Origin of the sequence: Thermoactinomyces vulgaris, assembly GCF_005886755.1 — a bacterium.
In the GTDB taxonomy this organism is placed as follows: Bacteria; Bacillota; Bacilli; order Thermoactinomycetales; family Thermoactinomycetaceae; genus Thermoactinomyces; species Thermoactinomyces vulgaris.
In genome coordinates this window covers 768,175-792,341 of sequence record NZ_CP039710.1, presented here as the reverse complement: position 1 = coordinate 792,341, position 24,167 = coordinate 768,175, and the positions used below count along the sequence as shown (strand labels likewise).

Here is a 24,167-nt window from a genome sequence, read left to right as displayed (position 1 = left end):
AAGAAGAAATATGAACAACAAGATCAAGCGTATTTTACTCGGCTGTTTATCAGTCATCCTGATTCTCTCTGTAGGAATCTTCGGGGCCGGAGCAGGCGTTGTTTCTGCTTTTGCCAAAAATGAAACGATCCGGACCAAAGAGGCTTACGAAAAGGAATTGACCGGCTGGTCGCAAACCAGTTACGCTTATTTCCGTTCAGAAGAGCAGATCGGTCGCATGATCGCACAAACGGACCGGAAACTGATCAAGAACATGGATGAAGTGAGCCCGTATGTTGTGGATGCCTTGGTCGCCACCGAAGACAGGGATTTCTACAATCATAACGGGATCGTCCCCCGCTCGATCTTACGCGCCATTTGGCAGCAAATCAGTAACAGCGGCGTGGAAACCGGGGGAAGTACGCTTACCCAGCAATTGGTGAAAAATGAGATTTTGGACAACACCAAAAAAACTTATGAGCGCAAAGCCTTGGAAATCATCAATGCCGTGCGTTTGGAACGTTTTTACAGCAAAGATGAGATTTTTGTAAAATATTTAAATAGTGTTGAATTCGGCCCCGGTGCTCACGGCACCCGGATGGTTGGTTTTGCCTCCGCCGCACGCGGGCTTTTTAATAAAGACATCAAAGAATTGTCCATTGCGGAAGCGGCTTATCTGGCAGGAATGGTGCAACGTCCCTACGACTACAACCCCTTTTATGGAAACACCGAACAAGAACAAAACAAGCATTTCCAAAAAGGGTTAAAACGGATGAAATATGTACTGGGGAAAATGCTTGAAACCGGCAAAATCTCGCAAGCGGAATACAATCAAGCCGTCAAATACGACATTAAAGCCCATCTTGCCAATGCATCGGATTTTCCAAATGCGTACGCAGAATACCCGTACATCATTACTTCCGTTGAACGGGAAGCCGCGCAAGTTTTAAAAGAACTGGATCAGAAAAAAGGCAATAAAGTTCAGTCGGATAAAAACTACATCGATCAAGTTCGTCAAGGCGGATACAAAATTTACACAACGATTGACAAAAACATGTACGATGCTGTGAACGACGCCGTTTCCAAAATGCACATTCCTTCAAAAAACGGCCACAGCGAACAAATCGGTGCAACCATTATCGATAACAAAACCGGAGCCATTCTGGCCTTTGTCGGTGGCACCAGTTTTGAGAAATCCAACATTAACTATGCACTGAGCGCTACCAACCAGCCGGGATCCACCATCAAACCTTTGCTGGTTTACGGTCCGGCCATGAATGAAGGAATCATTTCGCCCAACTCCATCATTATTGACGAACCGATCAAAAAAGCCGGAAGCTCTGACAACTATGTCAATGCGAACGGAAAATATTCCGGACCGGTGACGGCCACGGTCGCCTTGCAAAACTCGCTCAACATCCCGGCCGTGAAAATCTTCCGGGAACTGGGAATCAAAAAAGGCTTTAAATACTTACGCAAGATGGACATGCCGCCCACCAAATACGATGGCGAAGCTTCCGCGTTGGGAGGCATGCGTGCAGGGTACACCGTTGCCGAGATGACAGCCGGCTTTGCCATGATTGCCAATAACGGAAAACATAACAAACCCCATTTGATTCAAAAAATCGTCGATTCCAATGGGGATGTGATTTACGAGTTTGAAAAACATCATCAGCCAAAAACCATTTTAAAACCGTCTGTTTCCTTTGAATTAACCAAAATGTTGCAGAAAGTGGTGACGGACGGAACCGGTCGCTATATCGGCTCCAGTCTCCCAGGGTTCACGATTGCCGGTAAGACCGGAACGACATCCAATTATTACGACCTGTGGTTCATTGGCTATACTCCGGAAATTTCCCTCGGGGTCTGGTCCGGTTATTCGGACGCAAATCGCCCGGCTGACAAAGATCTTTCCAAAACAGCTTGGGTCAAAATCTTTAAAGCGGCTCAGCAAGCAAGTCCGGATCTGATCAAACAAGGAAGCCAGTTTGAAAATCCGGGCGGACAAGTCAAGGACCAATGCTTTGAATGCCATAAGGTCCCGCAACAACCGCAACAGCCGGAGCAACCGGGGAACCCGGCACAACCCGGTCAGCAACCGGGAAATCCGGGACAGCAACCGGCACCTCCGCAACAACCGCAGCAGCCGGAACAGCCCCAACCGGGAGCGGAGCAGCCTCAAGAAGCCAGTACGTTCCTGCGTTACTTTTCACCAGAAAAAGACGCCACCTGAAAGTGGCGTCTTTTTTAGTGTTATATCAATCTTCCATGGTGGACAAATCGCCGGTCGGCAATCCGAGTTCCCAAGCTTTTAAAACGCGGCGCATGATTTTCCCGCTGCGGGTCTTGGGCAACTTGTCTTTAAACTCAATTTCCCGCGGTGCGGCATGAGCCGCCAAACCCTTTTTCACAAACAAACGGATCTCTTCTTTTAACTCATCGGAAGGTTCATATCCATCCCGAAGCGAGATAAAAGCTTTGATGATTTGTCCCCGCACCGGATCCGGTTTCCCGATGACCCCCGCTTCCGCCACCGCCGGATGCTCGACCAATTTGCTTTCCACTTCAAACGGCCCCACGCGTTCCCCGGAGGTATTGATCACATCATCCAAACGGCCTTGAAACCAGAAATAACCTTCCTCGTCCTTGTATGCCGTGTCTCCCGATGTATACCAGCCGGGAATTTTGAAATATTCTTTGTATTTTTCGGGGTTTTTCCAGATCTGCCTCATCATGGACGGCCACGGTGTTTTAATGGAAAGATTCCCCATTTGATAAGGCGGCAACTCATTTCCGTCGTCATCCAAAATGACCGCTTTCACTCCCGGGATCGGTTTACCCATCGATCCGGGTTTAATCTCCATTTGCGGGAAGTTTGCAATCAGGATCCCGCCGGTTTCCGTCATCCACCAATTGTCATGGATGCGTTTGTTATATACTTTTAAGCCCCAGCGAACCACTTCCGGATTGAGCGGTTCCCCCACGCTCAGGATATGACGGACAGAAGAAAGATCATACCGTTTGGCCACTTCTTCCCCTGCTCCCATCAACATCCGGAAGGCGGTCGGCGCGCTGTACCAAACCGTTACTTTGTATTTTTCAAGGGTTTGGTACCAGTCATCCGGCGAAAACCGTCCTCCGCGAATCACATTTGTCACTCCGTTCAACCAGGGAGCAAAAATCCCGTAACAAGTTCCGGTCACCCAACCCGGATCTGCTGTGCACCAATATATGTCATTTTCCTGAAGATCGAGAACCCATTTCCCGGTTTGATAATGCTGAATCATGGCATTATGCACATGGAGAACCCCTTTGGGCTTTCCTGTGGATCCGGAAGTATAATGCATCAGCATGGGATCTTCCCGATCAACCCATTCAATTTCCAATTCCGTCGATGCCTGCGACATCTCTTTTTCAAAGGAATACACACCTTCAGCGGTGTTTTCTTCCCCATCGACCAAAATCACATATTTTAAATTTGGCAACTCTTCTCTCGGTACACGTTCCAAAAGACTTTTCGTCGTCACCAGAGCCACCGCTTCGCTGTCTTCCAAGCGGTCCTTCACCGCATCTTCCATGAACGCTTCAAACAAAGGGCCGGCAATTGCGCCTATTTTGATAATTCCCAAGAAACTGACATAAAGTTCGGGGGTCCGGGGCATAAAAATAAAAACACGATCACCCTTGGAAATGCCCAGCTTTTTCAGGACATTGCCAAATTGGTTTGACTTTTGCTTCAACTCGTAAAAGGTATATTTCTCGTCCCGCTTGGCATCACTATAATACAAGGCGATTTTGTCTTTTTTCCCCTCATCGACATGGCGGTCAATTGCTTCATAACCTGCGTTGACTTTTCCCGTTTTGGCCCACGTGAACTGTTGTTCCACTTCTTCCCAGCGGAAGCTCTTGTAAGTGTTTTCATAATCTTGCAGATTATTCCCTGTTGTTTTCACTGCAATGGTCTCATCATGTCTCATAAGAAGAGATGCCCCCTTTAAAATAAAGGTTTCACTTTTCAGTATTATAACATAATTCGAATCAAATTCAAATTTTAGACACAAAAGAAGAAGAGTAAAAACTCTTCTTCCCCTTTCATCAGTGTACCGGCTTAAATGTTTTGCAGTCGGTTTCTTTGGTGTCTTCCGCTTCTTCCCCTTTGTGGCTCACAACATAAATTTCCTCGGCACTGCACAAGTTTCCTTGTTGCCAAAAGGTACAGTTTTTCACTTCACACAATACATCTCGTGCCATCTTCACTTCCCTCCTTTGCTCTATCGTTATTCTCTCTCACGCTCCCCTTTTTTACACTGTCAGATTCATGAAAAAAACGCCCCGCCTTTTCAGGCTGGCGTTTTTCATAAGCGGTTCCGGTTGCGCAAGGAAAGCATGCGGCAAACCATTTCACTGGAGCGCTTGGCCGCCAACTGCGTAAACTCCGTGAAATTCACATTGGCCGAATGGTCCGCCCGGTCGGACATGGAACGGATCACCACATATGGAATGCCGGCCAGATGGGAGACATGGGCCACCGCCGCCCCTTCCATTTCCACACAAGCTCCTTCCATCTGTCCCCGCAATTCCTTGACTTTTCCAAGATCAGAAATAAATTGGTCACCGGACAAAACTTTACCTTGTATGACTTGAACCCCTTCCAGCGTTTCCCCGGCTTTGACCGCCCAACCGATCCACTTGGAATCGGCCGGGTAAACCGACACTTCCTGATAGGGAATGATTCCTTTGGCAAATCCCAAAGCACTAACATCCACATCATGCTCCTGGCATTCGGTGGAAACAACAATATCCCCGATCTCCAACTTGGGGTCCAAAGCCCCGGCCACGCCGGTGAACACGATCGCCTGCACTTGGAAACGATCAATTAAAACCTGCGTGCACAATGCGGCATTCACTTTGCCGACGCCCGATTTGCAAAGCACCACGGGGGTGCCTTCGAGCCGGCCTTCATAATAAGTGATTTGATAATGGGTATGAGACCGTACATCCTCCATCAAACGGAGCAGAGAAGCGATTTCTTCGTCCATTGCCCCGATAATTCCAATCTTTTTTTCCATCGGTTTCTCCTCGCTTATTCTTTTTCTTCTTCCCACTCTTTTAACCGGGTGGACTCCCGCAATTGGATATGATACGGCAAATAAACCTGCCCTGTCTCCACTTGCTCTTCATTCATGTATTTCGTAAGCAACCGCATGGCCACCGCACCGATGTCATACATCGGAACCCCGACGGTGCTTAAAAGCGGGCGGACTTGGGAAGCCAGCGGAATGTTTTCAAAACCGATGACCGATAAATCATTCGGAACGTCACGCCCCATGTCCAATGCCGCATGAAGGGCACCCACAGCCATTTCATCGCTGGCCGCAAAGACAGCGGTGATTTCAGGACGGCTTTCCAATAGTTCTCTCATCGCTTTGTAACCGGAACGGTAGCGATAATCCCCCAAACGGATCAGGTCTTCCTCAAAGGCAATATCCATCTCTTTCAAGGCTTCTTTGTAACCGAGATAACGCGGATAGCCGTTGACCGAATCCGTCAGCGGGCCACCGATAAACCCGACATGTTTATGTCCCTCATGCCCCAGGATCAGGGTGGCCTCTTTGGATGCCTGAATCTGATCAATTGTGACATAGGGAAGTTCTTTTTTCTCATCGCGGCTCGCCGCAAGGACAACGGGCACCGGTGTGGCCGAAAAAATTTCCCGGTGTGCTTCGGTGATTTCCCCGCCCAAGAACAGCAGGCCGTCGACTTGTTTTTCCAGCAATGTTTCAATTAACTGCAATTCCCTGTCCTTTTGCAAATCCGAGTTGCTCAAAATAATGTTGTAATGATACATCGTGGCAATATCTTCGATGCCCCGGGTCAGTTCGGCATAAAAAGCGTTGGAAATATCCGGGATCACCACACCGACTGTGGTCGTTCTTTTGCTTGCCAGCCCGCGCGCCACCGCATTGGGCCGATACCCGAGCCGGCGGATGACATCCAACACTTTTTTTCTGGTTGCCGGTTTGACATTGGGGTTTCCATTGACAACACGGGATACGGTCGCCATGGAAACGCCCGCTTCATGAGCAACGTCATAAATCGTGATCGTCTCTTTTTTCTTACCCATACGACTCCACATCCATTTTTTAATTTTTGTTCACAAACCATCTCTTCTCGAGCATTTTTTAGTTTTTACCAGGTTGCTTCTTTCCATCCTGAAGCTGTGACATTAATTGTAGCACATATGGCAAGGTGTCTCCCATAATACTTGTCCATGCTTCCGGGGATCCCCGGTTGATCCAGACAATCGGCTGGCGTGGAGCCAAAGCCCGGTACAGCTTTTTCGTCGAAATCAATCTCGGAACCATGGGCGGCAAATTCGGGTTTTTTTCACGGGCTTCTTTGATCAAGCGCTCGGCGTGTTCAGCCGAAGTGAAAAAGTCCACAATCGGGCTTTGATCCTGTCCGGCCAAAATCACCATATTTCCGTCCGGATCCACCACAACCCAAATTCTGCGCAACTCCGCCATCGCCCGGCACACTTCCCAGCCATTTCCCATTCCCTGTCCTTCAATCGTGGCTCTCTCCAACTTTTTCAAGCCCAACGCCACATCCGGATCGACCGGCTTCCGGGGAACCGGCTCCGGACTCACGGGTTGGGGTTGCCCACGCTCCGGCTCCTGATTGGAAGGAGCGGTTTCTTGGGGCGGATTGCCGACGGGTTCGGGAGGCTGCGGCAGTGGTTCGGGCAGTTGGTTGGACGCCGGCAAACGTTCGGGCGATTCAACGGTTTCGTCTCGTTCAGGCAACTTCTGACGGAGCCCGGAAAAAATCACTGCGGCATGTTCCGGCGATAACAGTCCCTGCTCCGGCAAACCAAAATGGAAGTAAGGAGCCGCCGCCCCCAATTCACGGCAACGCTCTTCAATTTTTTCCCACGAATGCTGTACAGCCTGTCCTCCCGACCTTTGCGTGACATATTGCGCATCTTGTTCACTTAAATAAACCGCCACGGAATATTGCCCCTTTTGGTACTCCACCAATAACAGTTGATCATCCATGGTCGGCACCCAGGGGCCCGGCATCTCTTTAAACTGTTCAACCGCATATGCATAAATCAACTTCTGCACATGCGGCTTGATCAAAAACAGAGGCGAATCCTGCCCCGGATTGAGAATCACCCCGTCCGCTTGCGACCGGTAGGCTTTCAACAAAAACGTAAGCGCCGGTTCTCTCACAATCTGCAAATGCTGAGGCTGATCCACCCGGATCACTCCCGCCGATTCAGGATCCGTAAAAGCTACAATATAGTCACTGTTTTGATTCCCCTTGGACAATAAAGGATTTCTCTCCGATCCCACCGTCTGGTAAACAATCGTCCAGTCAGACAAGTTTTTCACCAGCAAATGGAACAGTTCATCCAGACCAATCTGATTCCTGTCCACTCTCACCAAATATTCCCTCACATCCAACAAACGTTCCTCCCCCTGTAACACAGTTCTTCTTTATTATAAGGGATGTGATCCGGTCCAACATATTTGATCAGCATCCTCGTCTTTTAAAGGTTCATTTTCACCACCATGATCATCATATCAAAAATTTGCACGAAAAAAAGCGGACAGACTGTGAAGCCGGTCCGCTTTTTTTACGCCGTCCCGCTTATGTTGCCGAAACCAACTGGCCTTCCAACAATCCGGAACTTTTAAGCTCGCCCATAAACGATTCAAATTGAGGGATGTTGATCTGCTGTTTGGCATCCGACAACGCCACATCCGGATTGGGGTGCACTTCCAGCATGACACCGTCTGCCCCCGCAGCAAGAGCCGCTTTGGCACAGGGAACCAAAATGTCCCTTCTTCCTGTTGAGTGAGTGACATCCACAATCACCGGCAAATGCGATTCATTTTTCAGAATCGGAACAGCTGAAATATCCAATGTGTTTCGTGTCCATTTTTCATAGGTCCGGATTCCCCGTTCACACAGCATCACCTGGTCATTTCCACGGGAAACGATATACTCTGCCGCAAACAAAAACTCCTCCATCGTTGCGGACAGTCCCCTTTTCAACAACACCGGGGTTTTGACCGAACCAGCCGCTTTCAAAAGCTCAAAGTTTTGCATATTGCGTGCACCGATTTGGATCACGTCCACATATTGCTCTGCCATTTCAATGTCCACGGGACTTACGATTTCGCTGATCACCTTCAACCCGTATTCATCCGCTGCGCGCCTTAAGATTTTCAAGCCTTCTTCGCCCAATCCCTGGAAGTCGTAAGGCGATGTCCGGGGTTTGAAAGCGCCTCCCCGCATCAATTTGACGCCCTGTTCTTTCAAAGCTTTGGCCACGGCAAAAACCTGTTCCTCCGACTCCACGGAACAAGGTCCGGCGATCACTTGCCGTCTGGAGCCGCCGACAGTCACCCCGCCAAAATCCAACACCGTATCCGTTCCTTTTCTTTTCCGGCTCACCAACAATTCTTTCTTCTGGTTGTCTTGTTGCAAATCCAGACATGCCTTAAAGATTTGCTTGAACAGATAGCGGATGGTGTCATCCGAAAAAGGCCCGGGGTTTTGTTTCACCAAGGTGTTCAGCATGTTTTTTTCGCGTTCGGGGTCAAACTTGTTGATCCCTTGTTTTTTCTTCACCTCGCCAATTTGCTTGGCGATTTGGGCACGCTCGCTTAACAAGTCCAATAATTTCAGATTGATTTCATCCAGTTGTTTCCTTAACACTTGCAGTTGATCACTCACTCGTCTGTCTCCTCTCTTCTCATCCTAAAAATAATTTTTGATATTATAACGAAAAATGCCTGAATTGTCACCCGTTAATTTGAAACCGGATCAACTTCCTTCCGCGCCCGGAACCAATGGGTTTTCACCGTTTCTTCCGGAATATTCGGTTCCCGGTCCATTTCCTGACCGCTCATTCCGTAAAAATGGCGGGGGATAAAGGCCCCCGGCAAATTTCCGCCCACCGGCCGATTGCCCGTTTCAAGCCTTTTCTTGCTTTTTTGATCCCGAAAGCGATGATTTTTTCTGCTTTTGACGGGCTTGCCACATGGTTTCCCCGGCGGAACCCGCTATTTACCGGGGTTCACTGACCGCTTGGCCGATCTTTTCCGCTGTAATATTTGAATGGGATGTGTGCCAACACACTTTTCCGTCTTTGATCCACATCACTTGCGGGGATTCATGCCGGATGCCAAACCTTTCTGAAACGGCATCGGAAACCTCCCGTTGTTCAATCACATGTACAACTGCAGCCGGGACCCGCCGGTCTGCATCCGTATTCTTCAAAAACCGTTGAAATTCATCAAAAGCTTGCGCACTGACAGGACACCGGGTGCTGTGTTTAAACAACAATAAACGGTCATATCCGGCCAGTACCTCTTCCAATTGCCCCCGGTTTTCAATCAAAACATAAGGTTCCAATGTGAAGGCCTCCTTTGATTCTTTTCTTTTTAAAAAAGAGAGCCAACAACGGATTCTGTTGGCTCATGCATATCGTTTTATGACGGAGAAACTTCCCCGGTCTTTTGCTCTTCTTTGGTCTCTTCCTGTTTTTTCGGGGCAGGCAGTTCCATCCATCCTTCATACAAATCTTCTTTTTCCGTGTCCTTGTAAACGGAATCGACGGGTTCATTTACGAGGGAATAATAAAATTCCTTTCCTTTTTCCTTGGTCAATTCCAGATTTTTTTCCAATTCCTCACGCATTTCCTTTCCGTTGCGCGGGGTGGTCAACACGGCAACCGCCGCTCCGACCACGGCACCAATAAAAGCTCCTGCAACAAAGTATTTACACTTCGCCACGGATTTTCACTCCTTTGCTTTGATCGGTTTTTCGATCCTGTTTCCAGCGCTTGGCCAGTTCAATTCCCGTTCCGATGACACTGATCAAATTTCCGTACCGGGATTGATGGGCTTTGATTTGCTGATCCACCCGGACAGAGATCTGCTCCATGGTTTTTCCCCATTCATCCAGCGCATGAAATAACGATTCGGTTTTCTCCGTCTTCTTGCGGACCTCTTCCACCAAGCCCCTGGTTTCTCTGACCGTTAAATGCGTTTCGTCAATGGTGGCCGTCACTTGACCTTTGACTTCATTCAAGGTGGTTTGCACGGTTTCAATGGTTTGGGTGATTTTTATCAAAAAACGAACGGCAAAAACGACCAAGACGACGACTGCCACTGCCATCACTGCCACACTGATTTCAAGAATCACTCCGTCAGCACCTCCTTTATCCTCCCTGGTTGCCGTTTTCTTGTTCTGGCCAGCCGAACGGATATTGTTTCGACAGGGTGACCGGCAAACGCCCCTGGCTTTGGACCCCGCCGGTCATGATTTTGGCTCCGGCTTCCAACAGCGGACGGGACGATCCATATAAAGCGATGGATGTGACGCCATCCGGCAATTGATCCAATCCGTACGGGACATCCATTCCCCAGACAATGACCGGGATCCGTTTGGCGTTTAATGTTTGAATCAATTCGATCCATGCCGGATTTTCCTTCACTTGGTTGATCACGACCAATGCCGCATCCGCGTCCCCGGCTTTCGCCGCCAAGGACTGAACTTGCGGTTGTTTCAGGGAATCAACATAGTTCACATCGGCTTCATATCCGTTTTGTTTTAAAACCTCCGATATGGCCTGGGGTTTATTCACGGTGAACACAGCCAGCTTTTTCGCATTTTCCGGCTTCAACGGGATGTGTTGCGCCGGATCTTTCACCAACGTCACCCCTTGCTCGGCGGTTTGCCGGGCCACTTTTTCTGCTTCGGGCTGGTTGGCAAGCTCCGTGGCTTTCTCAACATCAGCATACGGTTGTTTCAAGAAAGAGTCTTTTGCTTTTAAACGGAGAATCCGACGAACCGACTCATCAATCCGCGCCTCGTCAATTTCCCCTTTTTCGACGGCTTGTTTCACTGCATCGATGGATTGGGTTTGCCGCTCAAGCGAATGGCAGACCAAAACAATGTCCGCTCCGGCCTTGATGGCACGCACCACGGCTTCGCGGGTGCCGAAATTCTCCGCAATGGCTCCCATCTCCATGTCATCGGTGATGATGACACCGTCGTAATTCAATTGTTTCCGCAAAAGCCCTGTCAACACTTTTTCGGACAGCGTGGCGGGAATCCCCGGCTCCGTTTCAATCGCAGGGAAGATGATATGCGTGCTCATCACCATATCCGTCCCTTGCGAAATGGCTTCTTTAAAAGGAACCAGTTCCACTTGGTTCAAGCGTTCCATGGAGTGGGAAATTTCAGGCAGTCCCACATGGGAATCGACCGCTGTGTCCCCGTGTCCGGGAAAATGCTTGGCAATCGTGTAGATGCCGCTGTCATGAAATCCCCGGATCAATTCCGCTCCCAATTCAGCCGTCAACCCGGGATCTTCGGAAAACGAACGCACACCGATCACCGGATTCTCCGGATTGTTATTCACATCCAACACCGGAGCCATATTCAAGTTGACACCGACGGCTCTCAACTCTTTGCCCATTTGTTTTCCGGTTTGGTAAGCCAAATCTTTATTTTGCGTGGCTCCGAGAACCATGTTCCCCGGAAAAGCGGTAAACCCTTCCTTAAACCGGGCCACTTTTCCTCCTTCCTGATCCACCGTGATGAACAACGGAATTTTCCTTTCTGATGAAAGTGCCAGTTTTTGCAAATCATTGCTCAGCGTTGCGACCTGGTTTGGACTTTTTACATTCCGGTCAAAATAAATAACGCCTCCCACATGGTAATCCTCAATCAATGTTTTGGCTTGTTCATTCACGGTGAGCGCTTGTTCGCTGTCGCCTTTTCCTTTGAAACCGACAATAAACATTTGCCCGATCTTTTCCTCCAGGGTCATGTTTTTCAATTGTTCCTCGACCCAGTTTGAGGAAGCCTCAGGCATCGGCTTTTCCCCGGATCCGGGTGAAGAGGAGGGCGAACAAGCCGTAACGGCTCCCACACAAAACGCCAGACAAAAACTTATGTATTTCAGATATTTCGGACGCAAATCCATCTCTCCCTCTTCCTGTCTCCCTTCCATTGTACTGAATCCCGGGCGGAACTTAAAGGAATGTCACCTGCCTTTCAATTTGTCAGAATATTTATTGCTAGTTATTGAAAGTTCGAAAGAGTATAATAGACACGGAATATTTAAATGAGGTGATTAATCCATGAGCCATAAAACCATCGTAGTCATGAAAGGGGACCAAACCGGACAAGAACTGTTGGATGAAGCATTGCGGGTTTTGGATCCGAATGTAATCGGAATGGGTCTCGAATTTCAAACGTTTGACTTGAGCCTTGAAAACCGGAGAAATACGAACAACGAGGTCGTTTATGAAGCGGCACGAGCAATGAAACGGACGGGATTCGGCCTGAAAGCGGCCACCATCACTCCGGAAGAAAAAGGGGATGTGGGAAGCCCCAATGCCATCTTGCGGAAAGAGATTGACGGGAAAGTGATCATCCGCACCGGTCGCAGAATCCCGGGAGTTCGCCCCGTTGCGGGAACCTTTGCCCCGATTTCCGTCATCCGCATGGCGGTGGGTGACGCTTACGGCGCCAAAGAATGGCGGGAAGGTGAGGGCTTGGATGAAATCGCTTTCCGGACGGAACAAATTGACCGCAAAACCTGCCGCGCCGTTGCCGAATTTGCCTTCCGCCACGCAAAAAAAATGAACGCCAAAGTGTTTGGCGGGCCGAAATACACCGTGAGCCCTGTCTATGAAGGCATGTTAAAAGAAGAAATGGACGAAGCGAGCAAGCGCTTTCCGGAAGTCCGTTACGAACCCCAACTGATTGACGCGACCTATGCCCTTCTCATCAACAACTCCGGCGATCCCCTTGTCATTCCTGCATTAAACCGTGATGGAGATTGTTTGAGCGATATGGTTCTCCAATTGTTTGGATCCATCGCCGGTTCGGAATCGATCTTGATGAGCTTTGACGAATCCTTCAACACCCAAACGGTCATGGCCGAAGCACCACATGGCACGGCGCCTTCTCTGTTCGGCAAAAACGTAGCCAATCCCATGGCCATGATCCTGGCCGCTGCCTCTTTGCTCACCTATATGGATGACCCCAAAGCCAGCGCCGCTTCCCGCGCCATCTATGAATCAGTGATCGAAACGGTCCGGGAAGGAGTCCGAACCGCCGATTTGGGTGGAAGCGCCACCACAACGGAATTCACCAATGAAGTGATCAGCAAGGTCCAAACCAAACTGGAAGTATGGACAACCCTGCAAGGATTTTGAACCAGACGCAAACACACCCGGTTTTCACCGGGTGTGTTTGCAAAGATTTACCTTTTTGTGCGGGGCAAACTTCTCTTTCCCTGTAAAATGTCCAGTCCTTTTTGCGGATTTTTTTGCACCTGGTTGGCGAATCTTTTCAATTCCCCGAAATCGACATCGGCCTGGGTCACTTTCATCAGGTATTGCAAAACCGCATCCATTCCACCCCGCTCATGGGCGCGTTTGGCCCCTTCCATGATCTGCTCCATTTTTCTTTCGGACAACACCGATCTTCCCATAATGGCATTGATCATGTGGGCAAGATCTTTCATGGATGGTCCTTTTCCGGTCATTTCCATTCCTCCTTACAGGCAACTCCATATACTATATGCCCCCCTGATTCAAATTGCTTATCAAAGCGACCCACTCCAAACGTCCAATCTTCAAAAATCGTGATGTTCACCTAACACCTTTTGGACGAATTTTGTATAAATTCATAGTAAAAAACATCAGTGATACGCCGCTTTTCGAAAGGAGAACCGCCATGTCCTTTTCCCCGTCAAAATCCAGACAAAATTCGCCATATCTCAATCTGCTTCTTTTCTTGCTGATCATTCCGGTCATCTTTGTGTTTGTCATGAATCTGAATCTTTGACCCCGGCAATTTCCCCGGCAAAGATATTCGCCTTTACAAAAGAAAAACACCGAGCATAAAGTAAATCAGCACTGGTGAAAAAACATCCATTTCACCAGTAAACCCCATTCACAAAGGAGGATTTTAGATGAGCGAATATTACGGTGGTTTCGGCTGGAGACAACTTTTGATCTTCCTCTTGGTCATCGCCACGATCTTCGTCTTTGTCGGATCAGGATTTGGAAAAGGCGGATATTGCTGATCCGCTGATTCTTTGAATCTTCCTTGAAAGGAGGTGTTCAAATGAGCGGATACTACGGCGGTTTCGGCTGGAGACAACTTTTGATCTTCCTCCTGGTCATTGCCACCATCTTCGTCTTTGTCGGATCAGGATTTGGAAAAGGCGGATATTGCTAATTCACTGATGTCGCAATCCTTTTCTTGAAAGGAGGTATTCAAATGAGCGGAGGATACTGCGGCGGTTTCGGCTGGAGACAACTTTTGATCTACCTCTTGGTGATTGCCACCATCTTCGTCTTTGTCGGCGGATGCTTTGGTGGCGGAAAATACTGATCACCCGAATGCCTTCCAAAGAAATAATCCCGCCCTCTCCAGACAGCATGAAAGTACAAAAAGCGCCTCTTCCAAGGCGCTTTTTGTTTATTCTGAATTTTTGTCCCTTTTCGTTTGTCCGTGGGCGGATTGAATATAAATTTTATTTTGATCCCGGTTCAACAGTTGAATCAACAAATGATACTCTTCCAGCAACATGAGCTCGAAAAATTTCAAGTCCGTCTTCAGTTTATGGTTTTCCCGAAGCAAATCTTTCACTTGTGCCTGAATTTGTTCCAACCGGTTTTCCAAACTGGACAACTGTTGATCAAGCGATTCCTTTGAACGGCTGGACAAACGCTGCACCTCTTTTCATTGAAATCTGGCCATATTATTTTATGAAGTCGTCTCTTTTTTGTGTTCGGCTTCCGTTTGAACCGCTGCGTGATCTTCGGCAGGAAGAGTTGCGGAAAAAAAGGGATTGGCCCCCATGTCCGACAACAGATTCAACAAATACCGGTACTTGTTTTTTACTTCTTTCTGATACCATTGATAAGATTCCCGGTCTTCACGCAGTCCGCGATTTTCCTCTTTTAATATCCGGTAACGCTTGTCGAGCTTTTTCCGTTTATCCTTCAAATGATTCAAATGTTCTTTCAGACTCTTTTCTTCTTGTTCCAGCTTTTTCAGCATCGGGATCAACGCATCAACCGACGAACATCGTTCTTCTTTGTTTTTCCTCAATTGCTTGGCAACCCGCGCTCTCTTTGCCTCAAGAAATGAATGGGGATCTTGTTGCTTGACGACTGCATTCCAGCGAAACCCGCAGGATCCGGGAGTCCGGTTCAGCTTTTCCCCCACTTTTTCAAAGGCTTCGATTTGCGTTCCTCCAAGACGGATGGCCTCCAACACCGTCTCTTTTAAGAGCCGGTCCTCTTCTTCAGTCCATCGTCTCCCCTTCACTCCTCCATCCTCCTTTCCTGACGGTTTCGTTGATGAAGACGCCACCTAGTAATTATTTAGTCAATAACAAGTAATTTTATGTTTAATTTATAAAAGATAATTATATAAACAAAGAAGTTGTCCGTTTCAGCGGACAACTCCCCAAGCCTTTTTTCGACATCTTTTTTAGCGGTTGTTGTTAAAATCGTGTTCGCCCGGCAACTTGCACGGCAAAATGCCCAGCCGGTTCACCTCTTCCCGGCTGATTTTTTCCACACCTTCCGGTAAAATTTGCAAACATTCGTTTAACCAACGGACGACTTCGGCCACATCCACGCCGTCTTTTTGCGGGACAAACGGCTTCAGGTAACCGAGGGCACTGATGGCCAGTTTCCTGGCTCCGCGTACTTTTCCCCTCTTCAACTGATGCATGATGGCCGCAATTTGAATCAACCCGTGATAAAAATCATTGTGCCGCTGGGTTTGCCATAACTCCTCCAACACTTCATGGGCTTCCCAATACTCTTCGTTGTGGTAATGGCGGAAAAACTGAAGATAAAGCGGGGGATATGTCATAAATTTTTCAATCCTTCCGTTCGGTTTGGTGTTCATCTCTCTTCGTTTCAGGGTATATTCTTTATGTCAATATCATCATAACGAATGGCAAAAGAAAAAAGACCAGGCAATTCCTGGTCACATGAAAGAGGGTCAAGATTAAGGAGTTAAAAGAAGCGTGGTAGCGTAAGCAAGAAGGTCAACCTTACTTACACGAACATTTTAACACGCTCCCCGAATTTTGTCGATATCATGTCGAGAGATGTTTTCAAACTGTTTCAATTTTAAACCGCTTTTCAGATCACCCATTTTTTCCAAAAAAAGAAAATCTTGGGCGTTTTCGTCGCTTTTTTCACCATATCAAACTGGGAGCGGATGATTTTGTTTTTGGGGTCCATCCGAAGCGCCTGCTTCAATTGCTCGGCCGCTTCCTCATAACGGTTCATCTCCATGAACACTTTGGCTTTGCGCTGATGATAAAGTGGATTCGCCTGATAATACTGAGCCGCCAATCGGAGGTGCAATAACGCTTGTCCCGTTTTGCCGCGCAACAAATAAATTTCAGCCAGCAACGTGTGGGCAATCGCGTCTTTCGGATTCCATTCCAGACTGTGGAACAAAACATTTTGTGCAAGCGTCAGCGAATCGGTATGGGTTATCAAATAACGGGCATACTCCCGGGCCCCTTTACTGAATTGGCGGTGTCTGTGAAAACATTCCTGATACATGACACCGGCTTCCCGCAGTTCCCCTTTGGCTTCCAAAATTTGCGCCAAAAGAAGTTTGGCCCCGGCGTGATTCCCGTCCAGTTCCAACGCCTTTTGCACGGCGGTTTGGGCACGGTTCCAATAACCTTTTCTTGCTTCCAAAACCGCCAACAACAAATATTCCTCCACACGCGGATTGTCTTGAATCATTTTTTCGATCCGTGAACGGTTTCTCCTGTAACTGCCCGTGACCAGCCAGCGTCCCTTTTTTCCATTTTCACAGACAAAATCAACATCAATCATCGGCCCAACCACTTTCGTTTCCCCCTTAGTCCAAGAAGTCTGTTCTATGATCAACCCTCACTGAATCGTTATTCACTTCATGACAGAAAACAAACCCCGGCCAAATTGGCTGAAAAACCAGGGTTTTCATGAAGAATGCCGAATTCTTCCCTGACGCATGCCAAAAAAATATCCATCCTGCCATTTTATGATGGTAAAGTCTTGGCCGTTTCCGGTGCAGAATATTTCATGGAAAAGATGACAATCATCATGCAATCTGTTCACTTTGTTCACTAACAAACAAAATAATCCGATTAATTCCATGTTTAGTATATCATAAGTACTATTTTATTTCTGCAATTAATTTAAATATTTTTCACATAATCCTATCAATATTTCATATATTTATGCCTAAATTTTTATTATAATGAAGAAATACTCATTTTATTATCCTCATCCCTTTTTACATCATTATTTTCATTTCCTTATTTTGGATTCCGGACAAGGAGGAACCGAAGATGAAAATTGCTTGGATGGACCAAGCGCCGGAACAATGGCTGGAAAAGTTTCGCTTTTTTACTCCGATCCAAGTTCGTTTTTCAGATACGGACCAACTCGGACACATCAATAATGTCAGTTATTTCAGTTATTTCGAATACGGGAGGATCGCTTATCTGGAAGCGCTGGATTTGACCAAGAGCCTGCTGGATGCTTCCCAACGCTCCGCACAAGGCGTGATTGTCACCGCCAGCTTGGAATGCCAATACTTAAAACAAGTTCATTTTGGGGAGAAAGTTTCGCTCGGTGTCCGCATTTCCCGTCTGGGAAAAAGCAGTGCCGACTTCGAATATGCATTGGTGACAGGCGAAAACAAAACGCTGTCGGCCGCAGGAAGGGGCGCGGTGGTTTATATTGATCCCAAAACCGGTAAAAGCCAGCCGATTCCGGTGGAAGTCAAAGATCGCATCCGTGCTTATGAACAAAAGATGGAGCCGATCGAATAAAAACCGCAGTCAAAAAGGGATTCATCCACAACGGGATGAATCCCTTTTTGATCCGAAACATCTATCTCAATGGTAAACCGAAGATTCATGGTGATACTGAATGGTTTGGGCGATAATCCGGTTCATATCGTCTTTGTTAATGTCTGAAAGCTTCCCGTGAACCATGATACTCGCATTCCGCTCCGTTTCCGTCAATAAGTCGTAAAGTTCAGGGGACACAACAAGAACTAACTGCGAAAGCTTCATGGTTTGCATGAGAGCATCACCCCGTCCGTTTTTTACAACTTGTTTTTTATATTATGACACAAATAGAATCAAAATACGATATCTTTCGACAAATTTTTTTGAGAATTGACAAAATCAAAAGAGCCCCGGACGGGTCGGGACTCCTTGAATCCTGCACCTGATTACCGGTTTGTTCCCACTAAAATGGCATGATCCACTTTGATGCAACGGTCCATCACCACAATCAGACCATTTTCTCCGGCATAGCGCGCCGCTTCTTCATGGATCACTCCTTCTTGCAGCCATAGCGCTTTCGCTCCGGCTTCCACGGCTTCTTTGGCCACCGGAAAAACATGTTCGCTGCGGCGGAAAACATTGACAATATCGATCGGTTCTTTGATTTCGGTCAAGGAGGCATATGGTTTTTCCCCCAACACCGGTCCGGTTAAATTGGGATTCACCGGAAAGATCCGATAGCCTGCCTTTTGCAAAGCTTCCGCAATCATGTGACTGGTCCGGGCCGGATTGTCAGAACAACCCACCACTGCAATATTTTTCGCCTCTTTGAGCAGTTTTTTCCGGATTTCGTCCGAAGGATTTTTAAACATTTTCGTCGGCACTCCCCTCTGATTGTGTATCCCCCAACCATTTGACAAACTTCCGGCCAAACTCCCGGACGGAAAAAGCGGAGGAAGTTTTGCGGTTATACATCATTTTGACGCTTTCCAGCAGCCAAACAGGGACTTTGCGTCCCCTAATCAACGGATAAAATTCGTAATATGCCTCTACCAGGGCATCCCAACGCCGGTCATTCCCCGGTTTCATATATTCGGAAACATCCAACAGTTTTCCGCGCCCTTTTTGCAAAAGGACATTTTTCAAATGAATGTCACGCGGGTTCAACCCTTTGAACCGCGCTTCACGACGTGCGTGTTCCACATCGATGATCACCTGCTCCGGGATTTCAACTCCTTCGCACAAACACTGATACAAGTTCATCCCTTGTTCATGACTCAAAATCAAATAATTGTCCCCTATGTCGTAGCAACGGGCAAAATAAGGGGACCCCTTCAACTTTTGGTAAACTTGAAACTCTTGATCCACTTTGTGAAGGCGGCCCTCCGCAAACACCTTCAAAACCCGGCCTTTGCATTCCGGATGGCTGACGACCACTGCATCCGTGCCGTAACCGACCAGGTTGAATGCGGGGGGAATATACTCAATTGTGACCGGTTCATTTTCCGGATGGGCGTGGAAAATGATTTCCCCGATGGCTTCTTCAATCTTTCGGATCTGATTCATGGGCTTGGCCCCTTGTCGATAATATCCCACTTACAGTATTTACCCGATTTCAAGAAGAACATGCCCTTGATTTTTATTTAAAAAATCGCGCAGCAAACCCCTGAAAGGGCCAAAAGATACAATCCGGAAGCAAGCCACATCACCCGGATCGCCTTAAGCAGGTGTTCCGGTTTTTTGTCCTGAACCGGTTTTCCCATGTAAGCACGGAACGATTTTTTGCCGAAATAAGTATTGACTCCCCCCAACCGGATTTGAAGCCCGCCCGCCATCAGGGACTCAGGAATGCCGCTGTTGGGACTGGGATGTTGCCGGGCATCCCGCCTCCACGCTTGAAAAGCCGGGCCCGGGCTCAGCCGCAACAAACCGAAGGCTGCCAACATAAACGGGATCAAAACGCGGGCCGGAATCCAGTTGGCCAGATCATCCATCCTCGCCGAAGCCCAGCCCAGGTGCAAATAGGTCTCGTTTTTGTATCCGACCATGGAATCCAGGGTATTGACTGCACGGTAAGCCATGGCCAGCGGCGCTCCTCCCAATGCCGCATAAAAAAGAGGGGATATGACCGCGTCCACAATATTTTCCGCAATGGTTTCCACACCACCTCTCACAATTTCCGCTTCATCCAACGAATCCGTGTCTCTTCCGACCACCATGGACAAACGACGGCGCGCCTCACCGATCTTTTTTTCCACCAAAGCGGAATAAATGTCTTTTCCCGACTCAGCCAAACTGCGCGGAGCCATCGTCAGCCAAACCAGCACCGCTTCAAACAAAAGGCCGGCCACCGGATGCAGCTGCTTCATGCCTTGAACCCCGAAAAAGGTCAAAAGCCAAACGCCACCCACCACAACCAGCGGCAAAATCATCCCGGCACAGCGCCACTTCCACGCCTCTTCTTTTTCATTCCACCCTCTTTTCCGGCCAAAAAAGCGGATGCGGCGGTCCAGCCACCCAATGGCTTTCCCCATCCCCACCACCGGATGATAACGGTTTGCGGGATCCGCAAAAAGACAATCCAAAAGAAATGCCAGGATCAAAACAGCGGCCGTGGTCATATGCGCTCCTCCCCGTATCTTTCTGCCAGCACGGCTTCTTTCACCGCCTGATAGACGGCTTTTCCCAAAGCGCTTCCCAACGGGCTGGACAATCCCGCATAGGCATGCAGATCCTTTCTTGCCGGATCCTGGGTCGAAGCAATGAGAATCGCATCCGTTGTGGTGCCGGTGGCCGGGTTTCCGCGGGCATCTTTTACTTTCAAGTCTTGCAGTGCCGCCGCTTTGGCTTCGGTTGCCGTGATGACGGCATTCACCATTGCCGCCTGTGTCATCCGTCCGTCGATCACAATCACCGTGTTGATCGTGTGCGGCATGTATTCCTGATCGTTCCAAAACACCGGGTATGATTCCCCGGCACGGGCTGCATTTCCCACACCGGCTGTGACAAACACCGCCATCTTGAAGGTTTTCTCCTCAACAAAACGGCGGCAAACCCGGTCCACCCGGGCAGCTGTCATCAGCACGACCGTTTCGTCAAGGGGAATCTTTTTCCGGGTTAACCAATCCCGGATCTCTTCTTCCGGCTCTTTCGCCGCATAATCGCGTCCGACATGCCGGTTGATCATCCGTTTGCAAGAGAACCGGTCACTTCCGTAAACCGCACTGGTCAAAACTTTCAACGGCCGTTTTGACTCAATCATCAGCATTTCCGGGTGAACCGTCCATGAAATCGGGCAACTGGCTCGATGAAACCAATCCATCAAAAGTCTCCTTTCTGAAACAAAGAACGGCTGATGATCCACTCAGCCTCCTTTTTTTCGGCAACCCATCCCTCTCCGTGCCCGATGGACGGCTTCCAAAAGTCGTCCCGGCACTGATACACATGATAAGCAACAAACCAGCGGATGGGGCCGCCATGTGTAAAAACGGCCACGGTGTCCCCGGGCCGGTTTTGTTCCAATTCGCGAAGGAAACATTGCATGCGGTGGTGCAGATCCATGAGGCTTTCCCCCTTTGGGGGAGCAAAACGGACCGGATCACGGATCCAGTTCCACCAAGCCTCTTTGGCCAACTTCTCCGCTTCCTGATACGTTTTTCCTTCCCAAATCCCAAATGAACACTCTCTCAAAGCCGGCATGACGGCCACCGGAATCCCGGGATGTTTTTGAAGAAAGGGACGGGCGGTCTGGACGGCCCTTTTCAAATCGCTGGTCACCACAAAGTCAATCTTTTCGCGCGAAAGTGCTTCCGCCAACCGGAATGCCTGTTCTTTTCCCGTTTCAGCCAGCGGCTCGTCCAAATGCCCGATGTACCGTTTCATCTGATTTCCCTTGGTTTCGCCATGGCGAATCCATATCAACCGCATCATGAAAGCACCCCCGGAATGGTAAAAAAGAGAAGCCAGGTTAATTCAGACGCTTCAATCATGGCTCCGTACAAATCCCCGGTGCAACCGCCAAGGGTCCGGGTTCCCTTCCAACCGATCCACAGCGGAACCCAAACCGCAAAGAGCCCCACCACCAAACCCATGCTTCCCAAACCGACCCCCACCGGCAACACCGTGCAAACCAAAGCCAAACAAAATCGCGGCCAGGTGAACCGCTCCCGCATGCCTTGTCCCAACCCGTCTTTTCCGGCATAAGGGAAGAAACGGATGCCGATCACCGCGGCCATCCTCCCCCAGATGCAGGCCGTGATCCACACCCGGGCAAAGGAAGCATCCGGATGGCCGGCAAGCACAAACAGGGACCCCGCTTTTAACATCAACAGCAAAATGGCGGCAATCGCTCCCATGGCTCCGACCCGGGAATCCTTCATGATTTCCCGGATTTTGTCCGGATCGCGGTGGGATCCGAATCCATCGGCCATATCCATCCAACCGTCCAAGTGCAATCCCCCGGTGAAAAACACCCATGCCGAAAGGTCCAACAACACCCGGACCGGCGCCGGAAACCACCCGGCAATCAATTGATCAAATAAAAAAAGAACGCCTCCCAACAGAAAACCGACCAACGGATACCACACCGGACTTTCCCGGAACCCCTCCTTGCCCAGCCGGATCGGTACCGGGAAGCGGGTCAAAAAAGCCAGGGCATGAAAAAAAGCATTCATGGTTTCACTCTCCACGGAATACCCGCAATCACCATCCACACTTCATCCGCCACTTGCGCAACCTCCTGATTGAGCCAGCCCAAACCGTCTTGAAACGCCCGGCTCACCGGATGCATGGCCACACCGCCCAAACCGACTTCATCGGTGACCAGGATGGCCTCATACGGTTTTAACCGTTCCAGCCAAACCCGGGTGTCTTGTTTCAAATGTTCTTCCCACGCTTCTTCTTTGTACAACATCAATTGATTGCTCACCCACGCGGTCAGGCTGTCCACCAACACGAGATGGTGATGCGGAATTTGTTGAAAGGCCCGGGCCAACCGGTGCGGCTCTTCCACCAAGCACCAGTGGTCCGGACGCCTTTTCCGGTGTCGTTCGATCCTCTTTTTCATCTCTTCATCCGAAGCAACTCCGGTTGCCACATAAGTGACATATTCGGCATCCATGCACAATGACTCGGCAAAGCGGCTTTTGCCGGAACGGACGCCGCCGGTGATCAACTTGATGCCCATGATATCCCGCCTTCCTTCCGGCTCCATTCTTCAAGCGCCTGCCTGAACAGCAGATTCTGCTCCGGTTTTCTTACCGCGATCCGGAAACAATCATCCTCCAGCCCTTCATAATTGGAACAACTCCGGATCAGCAACCCTTTTCGGGCCAAATCAAATTGCAGGTCCGAAACGGCTTTTCCGTTTACCGACATGCGGACCAGCAAGTAATTGGCCACCCCCGGAAAGACCTGAAAACCATCCAGACGGTTCAATTCCCGGATCATCGTTTCCCGCTCTGTTTCAAGCCACTCGCTCACCTTTCGGGCGTGCGGCCGGTAAACTTCATCCCGCAAGACGGCACAGCCGATCGCCTGCGCCAGTCCGTTCACGCTCCAGGGAACCTGCAACGCCTGAATCCGGGAAATCACCGCTTCATCCGCCACAAGATAACCCAAACGCAAACCGGGCAGCGAAAAAAACTTCGTCATGGAACGAACCACAATCAGTTGGGGATGCGCCTTCACCCACGAAATCAGCGACCGGTCTTCCTCGGGTTCCACAAAATCCATAAAAGCTTCATCCACAACCAAAATGGTTTGATACCGTCCGGCCCGACGGAGCCATTCCAACATCCGGCCGGCGTCATACAAATGCCCGGTGGGGTTGTTGGGATAACCGATGAATAATAAGTCCACCCGTCTCAACATCCGGTCCATCTCTTCCATAGACGGCAAAAATTGCTGCTCCCAGTTGGTCACCAGATGGTCCACGGGAATGTTTCGCTTCGCGGCACATTGCCTGTATTCGACAAAAGAAGGATCCACCACCCCCACACGGGACGGCCGGAAGGACTGGATCAACAGATCAATTAACTCGGCAGCTCCGTTTCCCGGCAACACCATGTCCGCGGAAATCTGGTGAAAACGGGCGATCGCCTGTTTCAACCTGCGGCAGGCCGGATCCGGATATCTGGATAACACTGGCATTTCTCTTTCTTCAATCACCTCTTGGATCACTTCTTTGACGATTTCCGGCGGACCGTAAGGATAAATATTGGAACTGAAATCAATCCATTCATCTTGGTCTATCGCAAAAAGCTCGCTGGCCGTCAGCAAATCCCCTCCGTGTCCGAACCGCTCCAAATTTGCCATGTTTCCT

Annotated in this window: 28 protein-coding genes; 3 read left to right on the top strand and 25 right to left on the bottom strand. The window is 49.1% G+C overall.

The genetic code is table 11. The annotated features are described in order from the left end of the window. Positions 1 to 10: 10 nt before the first annotated feature. Complete coding sequence (locus FA954_RS04095; protein ID WP_049720468.1) at positions 11 to 2,212, top strand: transglycosylase domain-containing protein; 2,202 nt, start codon at positions 11 to 13, stop codon at positions 2,210 to 2,212. Positions 2,213 to 2,237: 25 nt separating this feature from the next. Here FA954_RS04095 and acsA read toward each other — a convergent pair whose 3' ends face one another. The 11 genes from acsA to nagZ all read right to left on the bottom strand — a co-directional run bounded on the left by acsA (position 2,238) and on the right by nagZ (position 12,016). Then, a complete protein-coding gene (acsA, locus tag FA954_RS04090; RefSeq protein ID WP_037995648.1) occupies positions 2,238 to 3,956 on the bottom strand; it encodes an acetate--CoA ligase in 1,719 nt (572 codons plus the stop codon). 118 nt (positions 3,957 to 4,074) lie between these two features. Further along, on the bottom strand, positions 4,075 to 4,230 hold the full coding sequence (locus tag FA954_RS04085) for a DUF1540 domain-containing protein (RefSeq protein ID WP_069201544.1): 156 nt from the start codon (positions 4,228 to 4,230) through the stop codon (positions 4,075 to 4,077). Positions 4,231 to 4,334: 104 nt separating this feature from the next. Next, positions 4,335 to 5,048, bottom strand: a complete 714-nt coding sequence (locus FA954_RS04080) for a 5'-methylthioadenosine/adenosylhomocysteine nucleosidase (RefSeq protein ID WP_121874156.1) — start codon at positions 5,046 to 5,048, stop codon at positions 4,335 to 4,337. Between the two features lie 14 nt (positions 5,049 to 5,062). Further along, entirely contained in the window at positions 5,063 to 6,103 is a 1,041-nt protein-coding gene (gene ccpA, locus FA954_RS04075) for a catabolite control protein A (RefSeq protein WP_037995652.1), read from the bottom strand. A 58-nt stretch (positions 6,104 to 6,161) separates the two neighbouring features. Next, positions 6,162 to 7,448, bottom strand: a complete 1,287-nt coding sequence (locus FA954_RS04070) for a hypothetical protein (RefSeq protein WP_131470911.1) — start codon at positions 7,446 to 7,448, stop codon at positions 6,162 to 6,164. A gap of 187 nt (positions 7,449 to 7,635) precedes the next feature. Then, entirely contained in the window at positions 7,636 to 8,727 is a 1,092-nt protein-coding gene (locus tag FA954_RS04065; protein ID WP_037995658.1) for a bifunctional 3-deoxy-7-phosphoheptulonate synthase/chorismate mutase, read from the bottom strand. Positions 8,728 to 8,801: 74 nt separating this feature from the next. Further along, on the bottom strand, positions 8,802 to 8,951 hold the full coding sequence (locus tag FA954_RS13605) for a hypothetical protein (protein WP_175413168.1): 150 nt from the start codon (positions 8,949 to 8,951) through the stop codon (positions 8,802 to 8,804). Positions 8,952 to 9,060: 109 nt separating this feature from the next. After that, positions 9,061 to 9,408: a bacillithiol system redox-active protein YtxJ gene (ytxJ, locus tag FA954_RS04060; protein ID WP_037995660.1), complete on the bottom strand. Its 348-nt coding sequence runs from the start codon at positions 9,406 to 9,408 to the stop codon at positions 9,061 to 9,063. A 77-nt stretch (positions 9,409 to 9,485) separates the two neighbouring features. Beyond that, positions 9,486 to 9,788, bottom strand: coding sequence for a YtxH domain-containing protein (locus FA954_RS04055; protein ID WP_138614885.1), 303 nt, complete (start codon positions 9,786 to 9,788; stop codon positions 9,486 to 9,488). Next, positions 9,775 to 10,200 carry a DUF948 domain-containing protein gene (locus FA954_RS04050; RefSeq protein WP_037995663.1) on the bottom strand — a complete coding sequence of 142 codons (426 nt, stop codon included), beginning with the start codon at positions 10,198 to 10,200 and terminating at the stop codon, positions 9,775 to 9,777. Before FA954_RS04050 ends, FA954_RS04055 begins: the two co-directional genes overlap by 14 nt. A gap of 16 nt (positions 10,201 to 10,216) precedes the next feature. Then, positions 10,217 to 12,016 carry a beta-N-acetylhexosaminidase gene (nagZ, locus tag FA954_RS04045; protein ID WP_121874154.1) on the bottom strand — a complete coding sequence of 600 codons (1,800 nt, stop codon included), beginning with the start codon at positions 12,014 to 12,016 and terminating at the stop codon, positions 10,217 to 10,219. 130 nt (positions 12,017 to 12,146) lie between these two features. On the opposite strand from nagZ, the gene FA954_RS04040 reads away from it, so the two are divergent. Then, on the top strand, positions 12,147 to 13,229 hold the full coding sequence (locus FA954_RS04040; protein WP_037995665.1) for an isocitrate/isopropylmalate family dehydrogenase: 1,083 nt from the start codon (positions 12,147 to 12,149) through the stop codon (positions 13,227 to 13,229). A gap of 47 nt (positions 13,230 to 13,276) precedes the next feature. Here FA954_RS04040 and FA954_RS04035 read toward each other — a convergent pair whose 3' ends face one another. The 5 genes from FA954_RS04035 to FA954_RS04015 all read right to left on the bottom strand — a co-directional run bounded on the left by FA954_RS04035 (position 13,277) and on the right by FA954_RS04015 (position 16,913). Then, complete coding sequence (locus FA954_RS04035) at positions 13,277 to 13,561, bottom strand: hypothetical protein (protein WP_037995667.1); 285 nt, start codon at positions 13,559 to 13,561, stop codon at positions 13,277 to 13,279. Positions 13,562 to 14,502: 941 nt separating this feature from the next. Further along, entirely contained in the window at positions 14,503 to 14,751 is a 249-nt protein-coding gene (locus FA954_RS04030) for a hypothetical protein (RefSeq protein ID WP_037995669.1), read from the bottom strand. Positions 14,752 to 14,790: 39 nt separating this feature from the next. Next, on the bottom strand, positions 14,791 to 15,357 hold the full coding sequence (locus FA954_RS04025) for a Myb-like DNA-binding domain-containing protein (protein ID WP_121874152.1): 567 nt from the start codon (positions 15,355 to 15,357) through the stop codon (positions 14,791 to 14,793). Between the two features lie 165 nt (positions 15,358 to 15,522). Beyond that, complete coding sequence (locus tag FA954_RS04020) at positions 15,523 to 15,912, bottom strand: DUF309 domain-containing protein (RefSeq protein WP_069201546.1); 390 nt, start codon at positions 15,910 to 15,912, stop codon at positions 15,523 to 15,525. Between the two features lie 275 nt (positions 15,913 to 16,187). Beyond that, positions 16,188 to 16,913, bottom strand: coding sequence for a tetratricopeptide repeat protein (locus FA954_RS04015; protein ID WP_037995671.1), 726 nt, complete (start codon positions 16,911 to 16,913; stop codon positions 16,188 to 16,190). 485 nt (positions 16,914 to 17,398) lie between these two features. Here FA954_RS04015 and FA954_RS04010 point away from each other — a divergent pair, with 485 nt between their 5' ends. Continuing rightward, positions 17,399 to 17,884, top strand: a complete 486-nt coding sequence (locus tag FA954_RS04010) for an acyl-CoA thioesterase (protein ID WP_037995673.1) — start codon at positions 17,399 to 17,401, stop codon at positions 17,882 to 17,884. A gap of 66 nt (positions 17,885 to 17,950) precedes the next feature. On the opposite strand, the gene FA954_RS04005 is transcribed toward FA954_RS04010, so the two are convergent. The 9 genes from FA954_RS04005 to cobD all read right to left on the bottom strand — a co-directional run bounded on the left by FA954_RS04005 (position 17,951) and on the right by cobD (position 24,160). Further along, entirely contained in the window at positions 17,951 to 18,139 is a 189-nt protein-coding gene (locus tag FA954_RS04005) for a hypothetical protein (protein ID WP_037995676.1), read from the bottom strand. A gap of 152 nt (positions 18,140 to 18,291) precedes the next feature. Continuing rightward, positions 18,292 to 18,717 (bottom strand): CoA-binding protein, encoded by a 426-nt coding sequence (locus FA954_RS04000; protein WP_037995677.1) that lies wholly within the window; start codon positions 18,715 to 18,717, stop codon positions 18,292 to 18,294. Next, positions 18,710 to 19,411, bottom strand: a complete 702-nt coding sequence (locus tag FA954_RS03995) for a protein kinase family protein (RefSeq protein ID WP_052186701.1) — start codon at positions 19,409 to 19,411, stop codon at positions 18,710 to 18,712. Before FA954_RS03995 ends, FA954_RS04000 begins: the two co-directional genes overlap by 8 nt. Before the next feature lie 77 nt (positions 19,412 to 19,488). Then, positions 19,489 to 20,466: an adenosylcobinamide-phosphate synthase CbiB gene (gene cbiB / locus FA954_RS03990; RefSeq protein ID WP_037995678.1), complete on the bottom strand. Its 978-nt coding sequence runs from the start codon at positions 20,464 to 20,466 to the stop codon at positions 19,489 to 19,491. Continuing rightward, positions 20,463 to 21,167, bottom strand: a complete 705-nt coding sequence (locus FA954_RS03985) for an adenosylcobinamide amidohydrolase (RefSeq protein ID WP_052186702.1) — start codon at positions 21,165 to 21,167, stop codon at positions 20,463 to 20,465. Before FA954_RS03985 ends, cbiB begins: the two co-directional genes overlap by 4 nt. Beyond that, positions 21,167 to 21,775, bottom strand: a complete 609-nt coding sequence (locus tag FA954_RS03980; RefSeq protein ID WP_049720479.1) for a histidine phosphatase family protein — start codon at positions 21,773 to 21,775, stop codon at positions 21,167 to 21,169. Before FA954_RS03980 ends, FA954_RS03985 begins: the two co-directional genes overlap by 1 nt. Further along, positions 21,772 to 22,518 (bottom strand): adenosylcobinamide-GDP ribazoletransferase, encoded by a 747-nt coding sequence (gene cobS, locus FA954_RS03975; RefSeq protein ID WP_037995680.1) that lies wholly within the window; start codon positions 22,516 to 22,518, stop codon positions 21,772 to 21,774. Before cobS ends, FA954_RS03980 begins: the two co-directional genes overlap by 4 nt. Further along, entirely contained in the window at positions 22,515 to 23,030 is a 516-nt protein-coding gene (gene cobU, locus FA954_RS03970) for a bifunctional adenosylcobinamide kinase/adenosylcobinamide-phosphate guanylyltransferase (RefSeq protein WP_037995682.1), read from the bottom strand. Before cobU ends, cobS begins: the two co-directional genes overlap by 4 nt. Then, on the bottom strand, positions 23,015 to 24,160 hold the full coding sequence (gene cobD / locus FA954_RS03965; protein ID WP_170151232.1) for a threonine-phosphate decarboxylase CobD: 1,146 nt from the start codon (positions 24,158 to 24,160) through the stop codon (positions 23,015 to 23,017). The genes cobU and cobD overlap by 16 nt, the downstream gene beginning before the upstream one ends. Positions 24,161 to 24,167: the final 7 nt, after the last annotated feature.